The 20,589-nt window shown below is 68.7% G+C and carries 20 protein-coding genes; 12 read left to right on the top strand and 8 right to left on the bottom strand.

The window, feature by feature from the left end:
- Window positions 1-240 precede the first annotated feature (240 nt).
- Window positions 241-906 (bottom strand): electron transport complex subunit RsxB, encoded by a 666-nt coding sequence (rsxB, locus tag ACFSCU_RS15800; RefSeq protein ID WP_377561123.1) that lies wholly within the window; start codon window positions 904-906, stop codon window positions 241-243.
- Between the two features lie 72 nt (window positions 907-978).
- On the bottom strand, window positions 979-2,562 hold the full coding sequence (locus tag ACFSCU_RS15795; RefSeq protein ID WP_180549216.1) for a polyhydroxyalkanoate depolymerase: 1,584 nt from the start codon (window positions 2,560-2,562) through the stop codon (window positions 979-981).
- A gap of 235 nt (window positions 2,563-2,797) precedes the next feature.
- On the opposite strand from ACFSCU_RS15795, the gene ACFSCU_RS15790 reads away from it, so the two are divergent.
- Genes ACFSCU_RS15790 through ACFSCU_RS15775 form a run of 4 tightly spaced genes read left to right on the top strand, consistent with a single transcriptional unit; the run spans window position 2,798 to window position 5,803 of the window.
- Complete coding sequence (locus tag ACFSCU_RS15790; RefSeq protein WP_180549215.1) at window positions 2,798-3,601, top strand: MlaE family ABC transporter permease; 804 nt, start codon at window positions 2,798-2,800, stop codon at window positions 3,599-3,601.
- Window positions 3,602-3,606: 5 nt separating this feature from the next.
- The gene (locus ACFSCU_RS15785; RefSeq protein WP_377561122.1) at window positions 3,607-4,686 is read left to right on the top strand and encodes an MlaD family protein; all 1,080 of its coding nucleotides are present in this window, start codon (window positions 3,607-3,609) and stop codon (window positions 4,684-4,686) included.
- Complete coding sequence (locus ACFSCU_RS15780; protein WP_377561121.1) at window positions 4,683-5,393, top strand: hypothetical protein; 711 nt, start codon at window positions 4,683-4,685, stop codon at window positions 5,391-5,393. Before ACFSCU_RS15785 ends, ACFSCU_RS15780 begins: the two co-directional genes overlap by 4 nt.
- Window positions 5,390-5,803 carry a hypothetical protein gene (locus ACFSCU_RS15775; protein ID WP_333705711.1) on the top strand — a complete coding sequence of 138 codons (414 nt, stop codon included), beginning with the start codon at window positions 5,390-5,392 and terminating at the stop codon, window positions 5,801-5,803. Before ACFSCU_RS15780 ends, ACFSCU_RS15775 begins: the two co-directional genes overlap by 4 nt.
- A gap of 264 nt (window positions 5,804-6,067) precedes the next feature.
- Here ACFSCU_RS15775 and rsgA read toward each other — a convergent pair whose 3' ends face one another.
- The 3 genes from rsgA to ACFSCU_RS15760 all read right to left on the bottom strand — a co-directional run bounded on the left by rsgA (window position 6,068) and on the right by ACFSCU_RS15760 (window position 8,816).
- On the bottom strand, window positions 6,068-7,147 hold the full coding sequence (gene rsgA, locus ACFSCU_RS15770; RefSeq protein ID WP_377561120.1) for a ribosome small subunit-dependent GTPase A: 1,080 nt from the start codon (window positions 7,145-7,147) through the stop codon (window positions 6,068-6,070).
- Entirely contained in the window at window positions 7,144-7,428 is a 285-nt protein-coding gene (locus ACFSCU_RS15765; protein ID WP_180549213.1) for a 4a-hydroxytetrahydrobiopterin dehydratase, read from the bottom strand. The genes rsgA and ACFSCU_RS15765 overlap by 4 nt, the downstream gene beginning before the upstream one ends.
- Before the next feature lie 83 nt (window positions 7,429-7,511).
- Window positions 7,512-8,816, bottom strand: a complete 1,305-nt coding sequence (locus ACFSCU_RS15760; protein ID WP_373368241.1) for a M48 family metallopeptidase — start codon at window positions 8,814-8,816, stop codon at window positions 7,512-7,514.
- Window positions 8,817-8,938: 122 nt separating this feature from the next.
- Here ACFSCU_RS15760 and orn point away from each other — a divergent pair, with 122 nt between their 5' ends.
- The gene (orn, locus tag ACFSCU_RS15755; RefSeq protein WP_377561119.1) at window positions 8,939-9,529 is read left to right on the top strand and encodes an oligoribonuclease; all 591 of its coding nucleotides are present in this window, start codon (window positions 8,939-8,941) and stop codon (window positions 9,527-9,529) included.
- Window positions 9,530-9,557: 28 nt separating this feature from the next.
- Here orn and ACFSCU_RS15750 read toward each other — a convergent pair whose 3' ends face one another.
- Window positions 9,558-10,295 (bottom strand): DUF2726 domain-containing protein, encoded by a 738-nt coding sequence (locus tag ACFSCU_RS15750; RefSeq protein ID WP_377561118.1) that lies wholly within the window; start codon window positions 10,293-10,295, stop codon window positions 9,558-9,560.
- 162 nt (window positions 10,296-10,457) lie between these two features.
- On the opposite strand from ACFSCU_RS15750, the gene ACFSCU_RS15745 reads away from it, so the two are divergent.
- The gene (locus tag ACFSCU_RS15745) at window positions 10,458-11,198 is read left to right on the top strand and encodes a pseudouridine synthase (protein WP_180549211.1); all 741 of its coding nucleotides are present in this window, start codon (window positions 10,458-10,460) and stop codon (window positions 11,196-11,198) included.
- Window positions 11,199-11,434: 236 nt separating this feature from the next.
- On the opposite strand, the gene ACFSCU_RS15740 is transcribed toward ACFSCU_RS15745, so the two are convergent.
- Window positions 11,435-12,250 (bottom strand): alpha/beta fold hydrolase, encoded by an 816-nt coding sequence (locus ACFSCU_RS15740; RefSeq protein WP_377561117.1) that lies wholly within the window; start codon window positions 12,248-12,250, stop codon window positions 11,435-11,437.
- 76 nt (window positions 12,251-12,326) lie between these two features.
- Here ACFSCU_RS15740 and ACFSCU_RS15735 point away from each other — a divergent pair, with 76 nt between their 5' ends.
- The 3 genes from ACFSCU_RS15735 to ACFSCU_RS15725 all read left to right on the top strand — a co-directional run bounded on the left by ACFSCU_RS15735 (window position 12,327) and on the right by ACFSCU_RS15725 (window position 15,546).
- Window positions 12,327-13,376, top strand: coding sequence for a YVTN family beta-propeller repeat protein (locus tag ACFSCU_RS15735; protein ID WP_377561116.1), 1,050 nt, complete (start codon window positions 12,327-12,329; stop codon window positions 13,374-13,376).
- A gap of 241 nt (window positions 13,377-13,617) precedes the next feature.
- The gene (locus tag ACFSCU_RS15730) at window positions 13,618-14,403 is read left to right on the top strand and encodes a polysaccharide deacetylase family protein (protein ID WP_180549210.1); all 786 of its coding nucleotides are present in this window, start codon (window positions 13,618-13,620) and stop codon (window positions 14,401-14,403) included.
- A 144-nt stretch (window positions 14,404-14,547) separates the two neighbouring features.
- Entirely contained in the window at window positions 14,548-15,546 is a 999-nt protein-coding gene (locus ACFSCU_RS15725) for a sterol desaturase family protein (RefSeq protein WP_180549209.1), read from the top strand.
- 90 nt (window positions 15,547-15,636) lie between these two features.
- On the opposite strand, the gene lysS is transcribed toward ACFSCU_RS15725, so the two are convergent.
- Entirely contained in the window at window positions 15,637-17,157 is a 1,521-nt protein-coding gene (gene lysS, locus ACFSCU_RS15720; RefSeq protein ID WP_308645727.1) for a lysine--tRNA ligase, read from the bottom strand.
- A 240-nt stretch (window positions 17,158-17,397) separates the two neighbouring features.
- On the opposite strand from lysS, the gene ACFSCU_RS15715 reads away from it, so the two are divergent.
- The 3 genes from ACFSCU_RS15715 (at window position 17,398) to ACFSCU_RS15705 (ending at window position 20,421) form a co-directional block, all read left to right on the top strand.
- Window positions 17,398-18,657 carry a lipopolysaccharide biosynthesis protein gene (locus ACFSCU_RS15715; protein ID WP_180549208.1) on the top strand — a complete coding sequence of 420 codons (1,260 nt, stop codon included), beginning with the start codon at window positions 17,398-17,400 and terminating at the stop codon, window positions 18,655-18,657.
- Window positions 18,658-18,659: 2 nt separating this feature from the next.
- Window positions 18,660-19,253, top strand: a complete 594-nt coding sequence (locus ACFSCU_RS15710; protein ID WP_377561237.1) for an acyltransferase — start codon at window positions 18,660-18,662, stop codon at window positions 19,251-19,253.
- Window positions 19,254-19,353: 100 nt separating this feature from the next.
- Window positions 19,354-20,421, top strand: coding sequence for a glycosyltransferase (locus ACFSCU_RS15705; protein ID WP_180549207.1), 1,068 nt, complete (start codon window positions 19,354-19,356; stop codon window positions 20,419-20,421).
- Window positions 20,422-20,589: the final 168 nt, after the last annotated feature.

The raw sequence follows: 20,589 nt of genomic DNA, 5'->3' as shown, positions 1-20,589 counted from the left end.
GCGGACCATTCCGTGCGCGTTGGCCGCGTAGCTCGATGACGGAATGACCTCACTGCGCTTCGATGAATGGGTGCATGGCGATGAGGCGTATATGAAGGCATGCAAGTGGAGCCTTGTTTTTTAAATACTCCCCATGTGCCTGCTCGCTAGCGCTTGATGGACAAGCGCCAACGGCACATACTCCCAACAAATCCTTTGTCTACCGCTTTCTTGCGCCCGGCATGGCCGTGCGCTGGTGCGTCAGCCCGCATCGCGCCGCGCGCGTGCACGTGCCAGCGCGGCTTCGATGATGGCGCGCTTGCGGTCCAGTTCGGGGCCTTCGGCCATCTTGGTCAGCTCGGGCAGGCGGGCGAGTTTTTCTTCGGCCTTCTTTTCAAGCCTTTTCGTGTGCTCGGCCTCATCCCGCTTGCGCCGACAGCTCGTGAATTCATAGCGTTCACGGGCGCTGTCGGCGTCGGCGGCTGACCACGCTGCCCAGCCAGTGCGGGTGCCGGTCACGTTCTCTAGCGCGATGCAATCGACGGGGCAGGCGGGAATGCACAGCTCGCAGCCGGTGCACTGCGCTTCGATGACGGTGTGCATGCGCTTGTTGCCGCCGACGATGCAGTCGACCGGGCAGGCCTTGATGCACAGGGTGCAGCCGATGCACCAGGCTTCGTCGATCCAGGCGACGTGGCGCGGGCCCTCGGCGCCGTGCTCGGGGTTCAGGGGCAGGGCGGGCTGGCCCGTGAGCGCGGCCAGGCGCTGCACGCCCTCGGCGCCGCCGGGTGGGCACTGGTTGATGGCGGCTTGGCCGTCGGCAATGGCCTGGGCATAGGCGGCACAGTCGGGGTAGCCGCAGCGCTGGCACTGGGTTTGCGGCAGGGCGGCCAGAATGCGTGCGGCCCGGGAGCGCTGGTCGGCCATGGGCGGTGTGTTCGTCAGCCGGCAATGAAAACGCCCGCCGGAGCGGGCGTGGACAGGGCGGTGAGGCCGAAGTCAGCTTGCGCGTGCGCCATTGCTGCGCTTGCTGGGCGCCTTGCTCACGGCCTTGGTGGTGGCCTTGGTCGTGCGCTTGGCCGCCGTCTTGGGTGCGCTCTTGGCGACGGCGGCGGCACCGTTGCCGTTGCCGCGGCGCGGTGCGGCGCGTTTGGCCGGCGACGGCACGGTGATGTCGGGCACCGCGGTTTCCAGATCGTCCAGGCGCAACTGGCCCAGTTCCTCGGCCGCGGCGCGCTGTGCCGGCGCGACCTGCTGGACAGGGGCAGGGGCGGGCTGCCTGGGCGCGGGCATCGTCACTTCACCGCGCTGCGCGGCTTCGGCATGGTAGCGGGCAATGAAGGCCTTGACCTGCGGATACACCACGGTGCGCCAGCGGCGGCCGCTGAAGATGCCGTAATGCCCCGCGCCCTTGACCTCCAGGTGGTCGCCTTCGCGGCGCGGCACGCCCGTGCACAGTGCGTGGGCGGCCTTGGTCTGGCCGGAGCCGGAGATGTCGTCCAGTTCGCCTTCCACCGTCATCTGCGCCGTGGTGGTGATGTCCTGCGGGCGCACGCGCTCCACCGCGCCGTCCGGCGAGCGCACGTCCCAGGTGCCGTTGACCAGGCTGTAATCCTGGAAGACGGTCTTGATGGTCTCCAGGTAATAGTCGGCATCCATGTCGAGCACGGCGTTGTACTCGTCGTAGAACTTGCGGTGCGTGTCGGCGCTGGACTGATCGCCCTTGATCAGGTCCTTGAAGTAGTCGTAGTGGCTGCTGGCGTGGCGGTCCGGGTTCATGGCGATGAAGCCGGCGTGCTGCAGGAAGCCCGGGTACACGCGGCGGCCGGCACCGGGGTAGTTGGGCGGCACGCGGTAGATGACGTTGTTCTCGAACCACTCGTAGCTGCGCTGCACGGCCAGGTCGTTCACGGTGGTGGGCGACTTGCGCGCGTCGATGGGGCCGCCCATCATGGTCATGGTGATGGGGGTCTTCTCGCCGCGGCTGGCCATCAGCGACACGGCGGCCAGCGTGGGCACCGTGGGCTGGCACACGCTGATGATGTGGCAGTTGCCGTACTTGCCCTGCACGTGGCGGATGAACTCCTGCACGTAGTTGACGTAGTCGTCCAGATGGAATTCGCCTTCGGACAGCGGCACCATGCGGGCGTTCTTCCAGTCGGTGATGTAGACCTTGTGGCCTTCCAGCATGGTGCGCACGGTGTCGCGCAGCAGCGTGGCGTAGTGGCCAGACAGCGGCGCCACGATCAGCACCGGCGGCTGCTCCTTGAGCTTGTCCAGCGTCGGCGGATCGTCCGAGAAGCGCTTGAAGCGCAGCAGCTGGCAGAAGGGCTTGTCGATCTCCACGCGCTCGTCGATGGCCACCTCGACGCCATCCACGTCGACCTTGCGGATGTCGAACTCGGGTTTCTCGTAATCCTTGCCCAGGCGGTGGAACAGGGCATAGGCGGCCGATACGCGCTGCGCCATGGGCAGCTGGCCCAGCAAGGTGTGGCGGTTGCCGTAGGCCTTGGAGGCGGCATCGGCCATGTCGGCAAACGGCTCAAGCAGCGAACGCTGCGCTTCGTAGATCTGATAAAGCATTGGTTTGATATCTCCCGCAAGGCTGTTGCGGCGCAATATAGCGCAGCCCCGTGTTCTCGCGCTGGGAAGCAGGCTTTAAAGGGGCTTTTGAAGGCGTACTAAAGGACGCATTTTCCCAGATGTCCGCGTCGCACCGGCGACGCATGGGCGACGCATGGGCGACGCATGGGCGACGTGGATCGTAACGCCGCCGATTTGCGCTGCGCTGACAGCCCCGCGGGTATCATCCCGCGCCATGACCACCGGTGTTTCACTGTACGGCTGGCTGCTGGATGTCGGGCGCGGCGTGCTGGGCTGGCTGCGGGGCTGGTGGCTGGTGGTCTTCATCGGCGCGCAGCTGGCCGTGCTGGCGTTCTCGCCCTCCAGCTATCGGCGCGAATCGCGCGCCGTGGTGCTGCGCCACATCTACTACGCGGCCGGCCCGGGCCTGCCGGGCTTCACCACGCTGATGGCGCTGTTCAACGTGGTGGTGATCCGCATCGTGGTGGTCACTGCCTTCGCCTACGGGCTGACGCAGTACGCGCTCGACGCCGTGGTGCGCGTGCTGGTGCTGGAGCTGATTCCGCTGGTGGCGGCGCTGTTCGTGGCGGTGGAATACACCATCCCCGGCGGCTCCGAGCTGTACAAGCTGCGCCGCGACGGCGCCTTCGACCGCATGCGCCGGCACGGCATCGACCCGCTCAGCCACGAGGTGCTGCCGCGCGTGCTGGCCGGCATGTTCGCCGTGCTGCTGCTGGCGGTGCTGAGCTGCCTGCTGTCGCTGGTGCTGGCCTACGTGGCCGTGCACGGCTTCACGCTGGCGGGGCTGCCGTCGTACAACCACGCGGTGGGCAACATCTTCAACCCGGTGGTGTCGCTGATCTTCAGCATGAAGACGCTGGCCTTCGCCCTGTCCGTGGCCCTGCTGCCGGTGGCCAACGCGCTGCGCGACATGCCGCGGCGCGCCTCGCGCACCAGTGTGGAACTGCAGGGCCTGGTGCAGATGTTCGTGCTGATGCTGATCATCGAGATCGCCTCGCTCATCGGCAATTACTATTGACCGCGATGACCGACCAGCACGGCAGCCCGCCGCCCCCGGCCCCCCACAGCCCGTCGCCCGGCCTGCCCGAGCCGGCCGCCGCGCCGCTGCCCGGCAGCGACGAGCCCGTGCCACCGGCCACGCGCCGCGCCCAGCGCCGGCTGGAGGCGCGCGCCGCGCTGCTGCTGATCTTCATGGCGCTGCTCATCGCCATCTCGGTGCTGTACCTGATGTGGGTGCGCGGCGCCTTCGAGGCCACGCAGAAGCTGTACCTGACCGCCGACGACTCCGACGGCGTGGTGGTGGGCATGGACATGACCTTCTCCGGCTTTCCCATCGGCCGTGTCAGCCGCATCGAGCTGGCCGAGCAGGGCACCGTGCGCATCCACGTCGACGTGCCCGTGAAGGACGCGCACTGGCTGCGCATCTCCAGCGTGTTCACGCTGGAGCGCGGCCTGGTCGGCGCGGCGCGGCTGCGCGCCTTCACCGGCATTCTGGACGACCCGCCGCTGCCGCCCGACAGCGAGCGCATGGTGCTGCGCGGCGACGTGTCGGCCGAAATCCCCAAGATGGTGGCCGACGCGCGCGACGTGCTGCAGAACGTCAACCGCCTCACCGCCGCCGAATCGGCGCTGTCGCAGACCATGACGGAGATCCGCACCTTCAGCGAGCGGATCAACAGCAGCAAAGGCGGGCTGATGGCCGCCGTGACCGGCAACGAGGCCGACGCGAAGCGCGTGGCCGAACTGCTGGACCGCGCCAACCAGTTGATGAAGAGCCTGGATGCCGTGGCCGTGCGCGTGGACGGCATGGTGAAGAAGGCCGACACCCAGGTGCTGGGCCAGGACGGCCTGGTCACCGACGCCCAGGCCGCCGTGCGCCAGCTCAACGCGCTGCTGCAGGACACGCGGCAGACCGTGGTCAAGATCGACGCCGTGCTGAAGGAAGTGCAGGGCGTGGCCGGCAACGCGCGCGAGGCCACGGTGAACCTGACCGACCTGCGCGCCGACGTCGAAAGCAGCCTGCGCAAGATCGACGGGCTGATCACCGAGCTGAACCGCAAGTGGCCGTTCGCGCCCACCGACAAAGAGGTGAAGCTGCCGTGACGCCCTTTGCAGTTTACAAGCCAAAATGGCCTTCAGCGCCCGTCCATCAAGCGCTAACAGCTATTGTTTCAATAGTGATGCTGGCCGGCTGCAGCAGCGGCCCCAAGGTGCCCGACTGGAAGATCAACGCCATCGGCCACATCGAGCGCTTCACCGAGGCGTATTTGAAGGGCGACCACCGCGTCGAGGCGCGCGAGTTCGAGCTGGCCCGCGCCGAAACCGCGCGCACCGGCAAGCCCGATCAGGTGGCGCGCATCGAACTCAACCGCTGCGCCACCCGCGTCGCCAGCCTGGTGTTCGAGCCCTGCACCGGCTTCGAGCAGCTGCGCGCCGACGCGGGCGACGCGGAGCGAGCCTACGCCGATTACCTGGACGGTCGCATCCTCACCGCCGCCCAGGCCGCGCTGCTGCCCGAGCACCACCGCGCCGTGGCGGCGGGCGCCGCCAGCGCCGCGCTGCCCCCGGCCGACGACCCGCTCGGCCGCCTCATCGCCGCCGGCGTGCTGCTGCGTCGCACCCAGGCCAGCCCGGCGGTGGTCGAGCAGGCCGTCGAAACCGCCTCCCACCAGGGCTGGCGCCGCCCGCTGCTGGCGTGGCTGGGCGTGCAGGCAAGGTTGGCAGAGCAGCGGGGGGATGCGGCGGAGGCGGCAAGGGTCAGGCGGCGGATGGATTTGGTGCAGCCGCTCACCTCCCCGGCAACACCGTGAAGTGGCGCAAGGAAGGCGAGAGCCACCGCGACGCGAGTCTGCGTTGGAGTCTGCGCGGCTTCGCGATCTTTGCTTTATCGCTCGTCGTCGCTGGTGTTCCGGGCCAGTGGGGGAGAGCGGTGCAAGTGGCATTGGCCGTCATCGGCATTGGGATCGTGTGGGGAGCGACGGTGCTGGGTGTCGTCTACGCGTTTCGCGACGACGACCCATTGCAACAGTTGGCCGAGTTCGCCCGACGCCATCGCCTGGTGCGCGTCGCGATGTACGTCGCGCCGTTTCAACTGATCAGGGGCCTGGTGGGTTGGCTCACCGCCGGGGTGGACGAGCGGCTGATTGCTTTCTGGGTAGCCGGGTTGGCCGGCACGTTACCGGGCGTTCTGCTCTATGTCATCTCGGTTACTCGCCGCTGAAATCGCGGCGCGTAGCTGGGTTGAGGCACGAAACCCAGCGTTCGCGTCGATCCGCGCCTTGGGGTCTTCAGCGGGGCGAAGCTTCGTTGGCATGAGCATGATCCGTGACCCAGTCGCTTTACATACTCCCTATGCATGTTTCTTGTAGCGCAGGATGGACGGGTGCTGGACAAGCATACTCCCCATTTTTTGTCGACACCCTGCGGCTGCACAGGGTGGCGCGCTGGGTTTCGCTTCGCTCAACGCCAGCCTACCGCGGCGGCGTCACGCGCCATGCAGTTCGGCAAACAAATCGCTGTAAATCTTGTAGCGATTGGCGCCGATTGCTGAGGCGCTGGCGGGCGTTTGGGCATCGGGCGTGACCGCCGCTCGCACCCCGCACCCCGGCTCGTGCAGGTGCGTGCAGTTGTAGAACCGGCACTCGGCCACGTGCGGCTTGATGTCGGGCATGTAGGCGGCGAGTTGCATCGGGTCGATGTGGCGCAGGCCGAATTCCTGGAAGCCGGGGGAGTCGATGAGGGCGCTGATGCGGGCGTCGTCCAGCCAGTACCAGGTGGTCGTGGTGGTGGTGTGCTTGCCGCTGTTCAGCGCCTGCGAGATTTCGCCGGTCTGCGCGGCAGCGCCGGGGACGGCGCGGTTGATGAGGGTGCTCTTGCCGGCGCCGCTGGGGCCGAGGATGAGGGTGGTGTGGCCGTGCAGGCGGGCGAGCAGCGCTTCGAACGAGCAGGCGGTGATGGCATCGCCGTCGCCCCTCACCCCAGCCCTCTCCCCAGAGGGGCGAGGGAGTAACTCCGACGAGGCTGCGGGTGGGGCGCTTGTCGCCCCCTCTCCCGCCGGCGGGAGTGGGTTGTGGTGAGGGTGCGCCGGCTTGGCCGCCAGCGGCAGCACCGTGTAGCCCATGGCGCGGTACGGCGCCAGGCGCGCCCAGGCGCGGGCGAAGGGCTCGGTCAAATCGGCCTTGTTGAGCACGATGAGCGGCTCGATGTGCTCGGCCTCGCAGGCGATCAGGGCGCGGGCCAGCTGGTGCTCTGAAAACTCCGGCTCGGCAGCGACGAGGATCAGCACCTGATCCAGATTGGCGGCGAAGCTCTTGGTACGCACCTCGTCCTGGCGGTAGAGCAGGTTGCGGCGCTCGTCGATGCGCTCGATGGTGCCCTCGTCCTGGCTGGGCAGCCAGCGCACGCGGTCGCCCACCACCACGGCCAGCTTCTTGCCGCGCGGGTGGCAGATGACGCGCTCGCCGGCGGGCGTCTCGACCACGCAGTGACGGCCATGCGCGCTGACAACCAGGCCTTCGCGCAGGCGCGCATCGGCGGGGGCGGGCGCGCGGCGCGGGCGGCTCATGCGGTGTGCGCGGTGGCGCCCAGGCGCTCGGCCAGGGCGTCGGTGTGGCGGGCGGCGTCGAGGTCGAGCGCGGTGACGCCGCCGGCGTCGTGCGTGGTCCAGCGCACGGTGCAATGGCCGTAGCTGACCAGCAAATCAGGGTGATGGTTCAACTGCTCGGCCAGGTCGGCCACGGCCTGGGCCAGCGCCATGGCCTGGCGGAAACCGGGCAGGCGCCAGTGCTTCTCGATGGCGGGAGCAGCGTTCAATGTGGTGGTGCGCCAGCCGGGCAAGGTGCTCAAGAATGCTTCCAATTCAATAGCTGCCAGCGCTTGATGGACGGGCGATGGAGCCTGATTTGGCTTGGAACTCATGCCTGTGCCACTCAAGCCAGCTGCACCCGCGCACCCATGCGCGCGATGCGTTCGCTGGCGGGCGGGTGCGAGTAGTAGAAGCGCACGTACAGCGGATCGGGCGTGAGCGTGCTGGCGTTGTCCTTGTACAGCTTGACCAGCGCGTTGCTCAGGTCTTGCGCGCTGGCCTGGGTGGCGGCGTAGGCGTCGGCCTCGAACTCGTGCTTGCGCGACAGCTGTGCCATCAGCGGCGACAGGAAGAAGGTGAACAGCGGCACCGCCAGCATGAACAGCAGCAGCGCCAGCGCGTGGTTGGGCACCGCGCCGCCCATGGCGGGCGGCAGGTTGGGCGCCACGCCCAGCCCGGCATAGAACCACGCCTGCTGCGACAGCCAGCCCAGCAGCGCCAGCCCGGCCAGGCTGGCCGCGAACAGGCCGGCGATGCGCTTGATGATGTGCTTGTGCTTGAAGTGGCCCAGCTCGTGCGCCAGCACGGCCTCGACCTCGGGTGGGGTGAGCTGCTGCAACAGGGTGTCGAAGAACACCACGCGCTTGGCGGCGCCAAAGCCAGTGAAGTAGGCATTGGCGTGCGCGCTGCGGCGGCTGCCGTCCATCACGAACAGGCCCTTGGCAGCAAAGCCGCAGCGCGCCATGAGCTGGGTGACGCGCTCTGTCAGCGATTCGTCCTGCAGCGGCTGAAACTTGTTGAACAGCGGCGCGATGACGGTGGGGTAGATCACCAGCATCAGCAGGCTGAAGCCCATCCACAGCGCCCACGTCCACAGCCACCACAGGCTGCCGGTGGCCTGCATCAGCCACAGCACCAGCGCCGCCAGCGGCACGCCGATGACAAAGCTGACCAGGGTGGACTTGAGCAAATCGCCCAGCCACAGCCGCAGCGTCATCTTATTGAAGCCGAAGCGCTCCTCGATGACGAAGGTCTGGTACAGCGACACCGGCAGCTCGATCAGGGCGTTGATGGCGGCGAACACCACCAGCAGCGCCAGCGGCTGCAGCAGTGGGCGCGGGCCCAGCGTGTCCAGCAGCAGGCTGTTGATCCAGTCCAGCCCGCCCAGCAGCGTCCAGGCCAGCAGCACGGCGGCGGCCAGTGCCAGCTCCAGCAGGCCGAAGCGCAGCTTGGCGATGGTGTAGTCAGCCGCGCGCTGGTGGGCATCGAGCGGGATGGTGGCGGCAAACTCGGCCGGCACGGCGCCGCGGTGGCGCGCCACGGCGCGGATCTGGCGCGAGGCCAGCCAGAACTTCACGGCCACGTTGGCCAGCAGCGCCAGGCTGAACAGCAGGGTGAGTACGAGGGCGGGGGACAGCGGTGGGTTCAAGATGGTGGACTCGGGCAGGGGCAAGGGCAGGGCGGCTGCAACCCCCGGAGTTTAGGGCGCGTGGCGCCGCTGCAAGGCCGGCGCCGCCAGGAAGCCGGCGCGCGCCGTGGACAATCGGCGCCATGAACGAGACTGTGAACACCCCCCAGGCCACGCCCGCGCTGGCCAAATCCGAGCAGAACCTGATCTGGCTCGACTGCGAGATGACCGGGCTGGACCCCGAGAAGGAACGCATCATCGAGATCGCCGTGATCGTGACCGGCCCCGAACTGACGCCGCGCGTGGAAGGCCCGGTGCTGGTGATCCACCAGCCCGACAGCGTGCTGGACGCCATGGACAGCTGGAACACCGGCACGCACGGGCGCAGCGGCCTGACGGCGAAGGTGAAGGCCTCCACCCTGACCGAGGAGCAGGCCACCGACCAGCTGATCGCCTTCCTGTCGCAGTACGTGCCGAAGGGCACCTCGCCCATGTGCGGCAACACCATCGGGCAAGACCGGCGCTTCCTGGTCAAGTACATGCCGCGGCTGGAGGCGTTCTTCCACTACCGCAACGTGGACGTGAGCACGCTGAAGGAGCTGGCGCGCCGCTGGCGGCCCGAGGTGGTGGATGCCTTCAAGAAGCAGCAGCTGCACACCGCGCTGGCCGACGTGCACGAATCCATCGACGAACTGGTGCACTACCGCGAGCACTTCATCCGCCTGGCGGCGTGATGGAGCGGTGCGGGGCGTTTCTGCGCGGTTACAGCGGTGCCCGGCGGCTGTCGAGCGTGCCAAGGAACGAATCCGCCTGCGGCCAGGGCGTGACCTCGCCATCCTGCAGCGCGTCGTCGCCGTGGCCGTCGAGCGCCCGGTGATGGCGGAAGCTGCGGTTGCGGTCCAGCACCTCGTGCAGCTGGTGGCGCACCGATTCCAGCTCGGCACGCTGGCTGTGGCGGGGTGGCTGCGAATCCAGCGCCGACGCGCCCAGGAACTCGGCCCGCAGCGCATCGGCCTGCGGCAGCGATTCGGGCGACAGCACCCAGTAGCCGATGCCGCACTGCGCCAGCAGGGTCTGTTTGAGCTGCCGGTTGCCGCGCGACAGGCCGTTGCGGCTCATCACGTCCACGCAGCCCACCACCTGGCCCAGGTTGTTGCAGATGGTGAAGCTGCAGTAGGCGCCGCTCAGCACCTCGAACCAGTCCTTGCCCTCGCCGGGCTGGCGCGGCATGGTGAAGCGGGTGACCGGCAGCTTGACCATGATGTGGTGGTCGGGGAACACGGTCTGCAGCCAGTGCCACACCTGGCGCTCGCTGCTGTTGGCCAGCGGGCGCGGGTTGACGGGCCACTGCGCCGGCAGGCGCCGCTTGGCGCTGGGCTTGGCAAACACCGGGCTGCCGCGGCGCGACAGGTGGATCGCAACCCCCAGCGTGGCCGCCACCAACCCGACAGCGGCCAGCACGGTCGCCACGATGGCGGTCGAACTGGTCAACAGACTCACAACATCTCCCTTGATGGCGCTTTGCGCGCATTATTCATTGCCGAATGTTACTTGCGTGACAGCATCTTGGCGCGGTTCACCCCCTGCTTGGGTGCGCGCAACGAGAAATTTGTCATGCATCGCAGCATACAGACCGGACTATTGTTGCAGGATGATCGTGAAATGCGCCTGAGCGAACTGCTTTTCACCCAGGGCTTCGGCACCCGCCGCGTGTGTGCTGGCCTGATCGAAAAAGGCCATGTGGCGCTGGCCGATGGCCTGTGCACCGATCCCTCCGCCGAGGTGGACCTGTCGGCCCAGCCGCTGGCCTTCTCGGTGCAGGGGCAGGCCTGGGTTTACCAGCCGCGTGCCTACGTGATGCTGCACAAGCCGGCGGGCTACGAGTGTTCGCACCGCCCGGGCGCCTGGCCCAGCGTGTACACCCTGCTGCCCGTGCCGCTGCGCCAGCGCCCCACCACCGGCAAGGTGCCGGGCGTGCAGGCCGTGGGGCGGCTGGACCAGGACACCACCGGCCTGCTGCTGCTGTCCGACGACGGCGCCTTCATCCACCGCATGAATTCGCCGCGCCACCACGTGCCCAAGGTGTACGAGGTGACGACCAAGCACCCGCTGGACGAGCGCCAGATCGCCCGCCTGCGCGCCGGCGTAGTGCTGGACGACGACCCGAAGCCGGTGGCCGCCACAGCGGCCGAGGCGGTGGGCGACCACCACCTGCGGCTGACGCTGACCGAGGGCAAGTACCACCAGGTCAAGCGCATGCTGGCGGCCGTGGGCAACCGCGTGGAGGGGCTGCACCGCTCGCAGGTGGGCCGCCTGGTGCTGCCGCCCGAGCTGGCGCCCGGTGAGTGGCGCTGGCTGACCGAGGCCGAGCAGGCCGCGCTGGCCGCCAAGCCCGCGGCCTGAGTCGTGCGGCGGGCCGCTGTCCCCGCCGTGGTTTCAGCCTGTCGATGCGGTGGTGGTGGGGAGTATGTTGTTTTGGCGCTTGATGGATAAGCGCTGGCGGACAGGTATGAGGGGAGTATTCGGTCCTATGCCCGCCTGCTTGCAGCATGGCCGCCGCATCGCGGGCAAGCCCGCTCCCACAGGGGTTGGTGGGCAGGGGCCGCTCCACACCATGCCCCGTGGCGCGCTGTCAGGCTTCAGGCATCGGCCAGCGGGGCCAGAAAGCGCGTGATCGCCTCGTTGACCAGCGCCGGCTGGTCGCGGTGCGGCGAATGGCCGCAGGCCGCCAGCTTGAGCAGTTGCGCGTGCGGCACGGCGCGCGCCACATCCTCGATCTGCGCCAGGGTGCCGTACTGGTCATCCAGGCCCTGGATGGCCAGCAGCGGTGCGCTGATGCCGCCGATCTCGCCGCGGATGTCGAAATCGCGGAACGCCGGGCTCAGCCACACGTCGTTCCATTGCCAGAAGGCGACCTGCACGTCGTCGTGGTAGCGCGCCAGCCGATCCGGCAGATCGGTCGTCTCGAAGGCGCGGCGGGCCTCGTCGATGGATTGCACCGAAATGTCTTCCACCATCACGTGCGGCGCCATCACCACGCAGGCCGTCACCGGGTGCGCGGCGGCGTGGATCAGGGCGATGGTGCCGCCGTCCGAATGGCCGACGAGCACCGGCCGCTCGATGCCCAGCCGCGCCAGCAGCCTGGGCAGCACCTCCAGCGCCTCGCGGTGCATGTAGTCGGGCTGCAGGCGGCCGCTGCGCGTGCCGTCGGGGTGTTCGCGCGGCTCGCCGCGCACGTCGGGCACCGGGCTGCTGCGGCCGTAGCCCTGGCGCGAATACACCCAGCCCGCCCGGCCGGTGGCGGCGCACAGGCTGGCAGGCCAGTCGCGCCACATGGCGACCGAGCCCAGCCCCTCGTGCAGGAACACCAGCGGTGCACCGCCGGGTTGTGTGCCGGCCGCCACGGGGATGTGATGCACTTCAAGAAAAACGCCGTCGATGTCCACCTGTTGCATGGGCCGGATGTTAAGTGAAGGCCCTGCGTCAGAGCGCAGGGCTACACTCGCTCGCCGTCTGAAGAGGGTTCATCTCGTGAACGCCGTTCTTTCCCGTTTTTCACCGTCCCGGCGCCGCTTTGCCGGCCTGCTGGGGCTGGCCGCGCTGCCGGTGCCCTGGGCGCGCGCGCAAACTGCAGTGGCGCCCCAGCCGGCCGCAGCGCCGCCACGCTGGGGCGCGCCGGTGTTCGTGCTCAATTCGCTCGATGGCAACGTCAGCGTGATCGACGCCATCCGCTGGACCGAGATCAAGCGCATTCCCACCGGCAAGGAGCCGCACCACCTGTACCTGACGCCGGACGACAAATCGGTCATCGTGGCCAATGCGGCCAGCGATTCGCTCACCTTCATCGACCCGCGCACGGCCGAGGTGCAGCGCACGATCCGCGACATCCGCGACCCGTACCACCTGCGCTTCTCGCCCGACATGAAGTGGTTCGTCACCGCCGCCAACCGGCTGAACCACATCGACATCTACAGCTGGGACGGCGCCAATCCCACGCTGGTCAAGCGCATTCCCACCGCGCGCACGCCCAGCCACCTGTGGATCGACACGAAGAGCACCACCGTGTGGTCGAGCATGCAGGACAGCAACGAGCTGGTGGTGATCGACCTGGCCACGCAGCAGCTGACGCACCGCGCCAAGACCGGCCCCATGCCGGCCGACGTGTTCGTCACGCCCGACGACCGGCACCTGCTGCTGGGCCTGACGGGCGGTACCGGCGTGGAGGTGTACGACGTGGCCGGCGGCAAGATGCCGCAGCTGGTGCAGACCATCGCCACGGGCAAGGGCGCGCACGCCTTCCGCGCCACGGGGGACCGGCGGCACGTGTTCGTCAGCAACCGCGTGGCCAACACCATCAGCAAGATCGACTACGAGAAGTTCACGGTGGTCGACACCTTTCCGGCGCCGGCCGGGCCGGACTGCATGGACGTGTCGGCCGACGGCTCGCTGATCATGGTCGGCTCGCGCTGGGCCGGGCGGCTGACGCTGATCGACGTGGCCAAGCGCCAGGTGGTGCACCAGGTCAAGGTCGGCAAGTCGCCACACGGGGTGTGGACGCTCGATCATGCGGAAAGGATTTGACCCCCCTGAGCGGCTGACGCCGCTTTCCCCCTTGGCTGCGCAGGGGGCGCGTCGCCCGTCGTCGGCACAGGTCCGCCGACGGCGATCGCTGGCGTGGCCTGCTCCGCGGCCATCGGTCTCGGATGAATCGTTGCGGGCCTGGCACCCTCTCCCGCGTGCGGGAGAGGGCGGGGCTGAGGGCATGCGTCGTCCGGATGCGCGACGCCCGCAGTCAGCGCGTCGCGGTCTGTTTGCTATTTTCATGATAGCTGCCAGCGCCGTCTGCACAACGGCTGCAGCCCAAAACGGCCCTGAACCCTGCAAGCCGGTGTACCTGACCTTCGACACCGGCCACATGGGCGTGGCGCCGCTGGTGGCCGAGGTGCTGAAGCGCCAGGGCGTCAAGGCGACCTTCTTCGCCGCGCAGGAGCGCACGAAGGAAGGCGACGGCACGCTGGGCCGGCACTGGGCGCCGTGGTGGAAGGCGCGTGCGGCCGAGGGGCATGAGTTCGCATCGCACACCTGGGACCACGCCTACTGGCAGGCCGACCTGCCGCCGGCGCAGCCGGGCGGCGAGCCGCGCTTTCGCATTCGCCCGTCGTCCGGGGCGCAGGCCGGCAAGACGCTGACCTGGACCGCCGCGCAGTACTGCGGCAACCTGCAGCTGGGGGCCGACCGGCTGTCATCCGTCACTGTGAAGAAGCCGCTGCCGCTGTTCCGCGCCGCGGGCGGCAAGACCTCGCCCAGGCTGCTGGCCGCGGCCGAAGCCTGCGGCTTCAAGCACGTGGGCTGGGCGCCGGCCGGCTTTCTGGGCGACGAGCTGCCCAGCGGCCAGTACCCCAACAGCGCCTTGCTGGCCAAGGCGCTGCGCGATATTCGCGCGGGCGACATCCTGATGGCACACCTGGGCATCTGGTCACGCCAGGACCCGTGGGCGCCCGACGTGCTGGAGCCGCTGGTCAGCGGGCTCAAAAGCCGTGGCTTCTGCTTTCGCACGTTGCGCGAGCACCCCGATTACCAGACCTGGATCAGCACCCATGGCGGCTGAAAATATGGGGAGTATGTGTCTTCAGCGCTTGATTGACGGGCGCTGGCGGATGATATGTTGTGGAGTATATGAGCTGGATGATGAGTGACGCGCTGCAGCGGCCGCAGCCCGCCTGCCGCCTGAACCGGGCAGAAGGCCGCTGACATGCTGGCCACCCTGACCGATGCGTTCGAGACCGCGCAGCAGTGGCTGTTCGAAACCGCCGTGCAGCCGCTGGCTTTTGGCCTGGGCGCCGGCAACCTGCTGGAAGACGGCTTTGCCGCCACCGGCTGGCTGCTGGCGGGCGTGCTGCAGATCGTGGTGATGCTGGCCGTCATCGGCCCCCTGCAGCGCCTGTGGCCGGTGGAGCGGGTGACCGACCGCCACGCCATCGGCATCGACGTGATCTACACGCTGATCCACCGCCTGGGCCTGTTCAAGCTGGTGATGTTCTTCAGCGTCGAGCTGTGGCTGACGCAGGGCATCGGCTGGCTGCGCGCGCACGGCCTGCCCACGCTGCAGATCGACCAGCTGTGGCCCGGCGTGACGGACCGCGCGTGGGTCAGCTTCCTGATCTACCTGGTGGTGTTCGACTTGATCGGCTACCTCATCCACCGCGCACAGCACCGCTGGCACTGGTGGTGGCAACTGCACGCCGTGCACCACAGCCAGCGCCAGATGACGATGTGGACCGACAACCGCAACCACCTGCTGGATTCGGTGATCACCGACGTGATCTTCGTCTGCGCCGCCATCCTGATCGGCGTGGCCCCCGCGCAGTTCGTGGCGCTGGTGGCCGTCACGCAACTGCTGGAAAGCCTGCACCACGCCAACCTGCGCTGGTCGTGGGGCTGGCTGGGCAACAGGCTGCTGGTCAGCCCCAGCTTTCACCGCCGCCACCACGCCATCGCGCTGGGACACGAGCCGGGTTCGCAGCCTCTGTCGCCCTACGGCGCCAACTACGGCGTGCTGTTTTCGTGGTGGGATTTGCTGTTTGGCAGCGCCGACTGGCGCCCCGGCTTGGACGCCACCGGCATCGACGACCAGGTGCTGCAGGGCCGCGACTATGGCCGCGGCTTCTGGGCGCAGCAGTGGCTGGGGCTGCGGCGGCTGCTGGGCGAACGCGCCGGCGCGCGGCGCGCTCCTGAATCGGTTGCTACCTGATTCATAGCTGCTCGCGCTTGCTGGATAAGAATTTCAGCCCTAAACGATTGAAAATCCAGCCTTGGATGCAGCGTCCAAGGCGCGGCGCCATCAAGCCTCGTGCCGCAGCGCCGGGAACAGGATCACGTCGCGGATGCTGGGGCTGTCGGTCAGCAGCATCATGAAGCGATCGATGCCCACGCCGCAGCCGCCGGTGGGTGGCATGCCGTATTCCAGCGCGCGCACGAAGTCGGCGTCGTAGAACATCGCCTCGTCGTCGCCCGCGTCCTTCGAGGCCACCTGCGCCTGCAGGCGCGCGGCCTGGTCTTCGGCGTCGTTCAGCTCGCTGAAACCGTTGGCCATCTCGCGGCCGGTGATGTAGAGCTCGAAGCGCTCGGTCACCTCGGGCCGGGCATCGTTGGCGCGCGCCAGCGGGCTGATCTCGGTCGGGTGCTCCATGATGAAGGTGGGCGCCCACAGGTGCTGCTCCACCTCTTCCTCGAAGTACAGCACTTGCAGGCTGGCCAGGCTGCGCGTGCTCAGCTTGTCCTTCTCCTCGCTCAGACCCAATTTCTTCAGGCGGCTGATCAGTTCGGCCGCATCGTCGACGTGCGCACCGATGTCGGTGTGGGCGTGCAGCGCCTCGCGGATCGTCATGCGCGCGAAGGGCTGGCTCAGATCGACCTCGCGGCCCTGGTACTGCAGCTGCAGCGTGCCCACGGCCTGTTGCGCCGTGGCGCGCAGCAGCTGTTCGGTGAAGTCCATCAGATCCTGGTAGTTCCAGTACGCGGCGTAGAACTCCATCATCGTGAACTCGGGGTTGTGCCGCACGCTGATGCCTTCGTTGCGGAAACTCCGGTTGATCTCGAACACGCGCTCGAAGCCGCCGACGATCAGGCGCTTCAAGTACAGCTCCGGCGCGATGCGCAGGAACATCTGCTGGTCCAGCGCGTTGTGGTGCGTGACGAAGGGCTTGGCGTTGGCCCCGCCGGGAATGGGGTGCAGCATGGGCGTTTCCACTTCCATGAAGCCGTTGTCGGTCATGAAGTGGCGCATGGCCGACAGCGTCTTGCTGCGCGCGGCAAAGCGCGTGCGCGCGGCCTCGTCCATGATCAGGTCGACGTAGCGCTGGCGGTATTTCAGCTCCTGGTCCTGCATGCCGTGGAACTTGTCGGGCAGCGGGCGCAGGCTCTTGGTGAGCAGACGGATCGACGTGGCGTGGATCGACAGCTCGCCCTTTCCGGTGCGGAACATGTGGCCTTCGACGGCGATGATGTCGCCCAGGTCCCAGTGCTTGAAGGCTTCGTAGACGTCCTCGCCCACGTCCTTGGTGATGTAGGCCTGGATGCGGCCGGTGGCATCCTGCACGGTGGCGAAGCTGGCCTTGCCCATCACCCTTTTCAGCATCATGCGGCCGGCGATGCTGGCGGGAATCTTCTCGCCAGCTTCCAGCGCTTCCTTGGTGGCAGCGCCGTGCGCCTGGTGCAACTGGTCGGCGCGGTCCTTCGGCTTGAAGTCGTTGGGGAAGGCCACGCCGGCGCCTTCGCGGATGGCCTTGAGCTTGTCGCGCCGCTCGGCGATCAGCTTGTTTTCGTCTTGGGGCAGGTCGTCGGTGGGCGGGGTCTGGGTCACGGTGAATCGCAGGTGGCTGAAAGAAACATCGCGCGAGCCCGGTCGCCGATAATCGGCACGCTCACGCGAAACCCTCGATTTTAGGCGGCTTGCCGGTTTGTCTCTTGTGGGAGCGGCCTTGGCCGCGATGGCGCGTTCCGTGCGGCGCGGAGGCTGATCGCGGGCAAGCCCGCGCCCACATATCCCGAGCCGTCGACCACCACGCTTCTTGTTCAACCCGCCTGTCGGTTTTCACCACCCATGCTGCGCGCCACCTTCACCCTGCTGACCGGCGGCGCGCTGGCGCAACTGGTGCCGCTGCTGCTGGGGCCGGTGCTGGCGCGGCTGTTCAGCCCCGAGGCGTTCGGCCTGTTCACCGCCTTTGCCACCATCGCCGCCGCCATCGCGGTGGTGGCCTGCGCGCGTTACGAATACGCCTTGCCCATGGCACGCGACGAGGCCGAGGCCGCCGCGCTGCTGGCGCTGGCGTTGCGCATCTGGGTGGGCGTGGCGGCGTTCAGCCTGCCACTGGCGTGGGGGCTGCACGCGGCGGGGCGCCTGCCAGTGGCCTGGGCACTGCCGCTGTCGGTGGCGGCCACGGGCCTGCTGCAACTGCTGATGATGTGGAGCAACCGCGCCGAGGCCTACGGCGCACTGGCCGCCAGCCGCTTCGTGCAGTACGCGGGCGCCGCGCTGCTGCAAGTGGCCCTGGGCTGGTGGCTGTGGCGTGGCAGCGCAGCGGGGGCGGATGCAGCCTGGGCACTGGTGCTGGGGCCGGTCATCGCCGTGGCGCTGGCTGCGCCGTTGCTGGCGCGGACGGCGCCCGCTGGTGGCTGGAGCGCCCTGTGGCGCGTGCCGGGCCATGCCATGCGCAGCGTGGCGCGGCGCTACCGCGACTTTCCGCTGCTGAACACGCCACACGCCTTTTTGGGCACGCTGCAGGACGCGCTGGCGGTGGCGCTGCTGATCGCCTGGTCGGGTGAAGCGGCGGCTGGCTTCTGGGGCCTCGCGCTGCGCTACCTGAAGGCGCCCGCCACGCTGGTGGGCACCGCCGTGTCGCAGGCGCTGTATCCACGGCTGACACAATCGACCCCGGCCGAGGCGCAGCGCGCGGTGCGGCAGGTGATGGCGCTGCTGGGCGCACTGGCGCTGGTGCTGATGCTGGTATTGCTGCTGGTGGGTCCGTGGCTGTTCGCCACCGTGTTCGGCGCCCAGTGGCGCGACGCCGGCGAGTTGGCGCGTGCGCTGGCGCCCTACATTGCCGCGCACTTCGTCGCCGCGCCGCTGGCGGTGGTGACGATGGCCTGGCAGAGCCAGCGCTGGGCCTTCCGGCTGGCGCTGGTGGGGCAGGCGGTATTTCTGCTGTGCCTGGCCTGGGGGTTGTGGACGGGCGGGTTGCTGCGAGGAGCGTGGGCGGTATCGGCGGGCATGGTGCTTTATTTCGGCTATTACTTCTGGCGGCTGGCGAACTGGCCGTCGATTCCGGCGCGGGCCGTGGCGGCGGCCGAGGGCGGGGCATGAGCGTGGGCTTGCGCACGTTCGCCAACCGCTGGCGCCGTCGGCTGTGGCACGCGGTGTTCTTCCGCATCCTGTTCGGTGAGCGCAGCGCGGGCGTTGACCTGCCCGGCACGCGCATTTCGCCATCCACCGTCATCGAGCATGAAGACCGACTGCACCTGGCCGACGACGTGTTCATCGGCCACTTCAACTACATCGAAGCCAGCGCCGGCGTGCGCATCGGCCGTGGCACGCAGGTCACCAACTTCGTCAGCATCGTCAGCCACAGCACGCACCGGGCGGTGCGCGTGGCGGCGGGGCTGTCGGGCGCAGCGCTGGAAGACGCGGTGATCCGTGCGCCCATCGCCATCGGCGAGCGCTGCTTCATCGGCCCGCACAGCACCATCGAGGCCGGCACGGTGCTCGGTCATGGCACGCTGGTGGCATCGCACAGCCGCGTGCGCGGGCAGTTTGCCGACTTCGCCGTGCTGGCCGGCAGCCCGGCGGGGGTGGTGGGCGACACGCGAGAGGCGGATGCGCGCTGGCTGCAGGCCCACCCCGCGCTGCAGGCCGATTACCAGCGCTGGCTGGCGCTGCACGCCGGCGAGGGTGGGGCATGATGGCAGGGGCCAAAAATTTCAAGCCAAATCGGACCTCAGCGCTTGATGGACATGCGCGAGCAGCTATGAATAGAGAAGCGCCTCACAGCGCCCGGCAACCATGACTGCCCACCACATCTGCCTGCTCGGCGACGCCAACAGCGTGCACGTGCAGCGCTGGGCGCGCGAGATGCTGGCGCGCGGCTGGCGCCTGTCGCTGGTCACGGCGCGGCCACAAGCCATCGAGGGCGTACAGCAAATCGTGCTGCCGCCCGTGCGCCGCGCCACCGACTGGCTGTGGCGCGTGGGCGCGGCGCGGCGCGCGGTGGCGGCGCTGGCGCCCGATCTGGTGCACGCGCATTACGTTACCTCGTATGGCTACCTGGCCGCGCGCGCCGGCCGTCACCCGCTGGTGATGACCGCCTGGGGCAGCGACCTGCTGGTCACGCCGAAGGAAAGCGCCCTCAAGCGCCACCTGACGGCCTGGACGCTGCGCCAGGCCGATGGCGTGACCGGCGACTCGCCCGATCTGCTGGCCGCCGCACGCGTGCTGGCGCCCGGTGTGCGCACCGAGCTGATTCACTGGGGCGTGGAACGCGCCCGCTTCGCCCCCGCGCCCTGGGACGGCAAGCCGGGCTTCGAGGCCGTCAGCCTGCGCAGCTGGGAGCCGAATTACGCCATCGGGACCATTCTGGAAGCCTTCGCGCGAGTGCATTCGACCCACCCGCAAGCGCGGCTGCACCTGCTGGGCGGCGGCTCGCAGGAGCCGGCGCTGCGCGCGCAGATCGCCCAACTCGGGCTGACCGACGCCGTGCAGGTGCATGGCCGCCTGAATGATGCCGGCATGGCCGCCGTTCTGGCGCGCTGCAAACTGTCCATCAGCGTGCCGCACAGCGATGCGACTTCCGTCTCGGTGCTCGAAAGCATGGCCTGCGGTCTGGCCGTGATCGGCAGCGACCTGCCGGCCAACCGCGACTGGCTCGACGCGCGCATGCTGGTGCCCGCGGGCGATGCGCGCGCGCTGGCCCGCGTGTGGGGCCACTTGATCGACCAGGAGGCACAGGCCCGCGAGGCCGGCGCGCGCAATGCCGAGCGCATCGCCCGCGACGGCGACCGCCGCGTGCAGATGGATGCGGCCGATGCGATGTACCGGCGCTTGCTGGATGAGTGGAAAGGGCGCGCGCCGTGATGCGCCATGCCCTCACCCCAACCCTCTCCCGCCAGCGGGAGAGGGGGCAAGACCTGGGCGAAGTGGAGCAACGCGACCTGCTGCCTGCCAGCCCAAGCCTTGGCTGCATGAGCAGGAGGACGGCAGCGCTCGCTTTTCTCCCTCTCCCGCTGGCGGGAGAGGCCAGGG

The organism is Ottowia beijingensis (genome assembly GCF_042680925.1).
Lineage (GTDB): Bacteria > Pseudomonadota > Gammaproteobacteria > Burkholderiales > Burkholderiaceae_C > Ottowia > Ottowia beijingensis.
The sequence above is the reverse complement of the archived record's forward strand: the minus strand, read 5'-3'. Positions and strand labels throughout refer to the sequence as shown.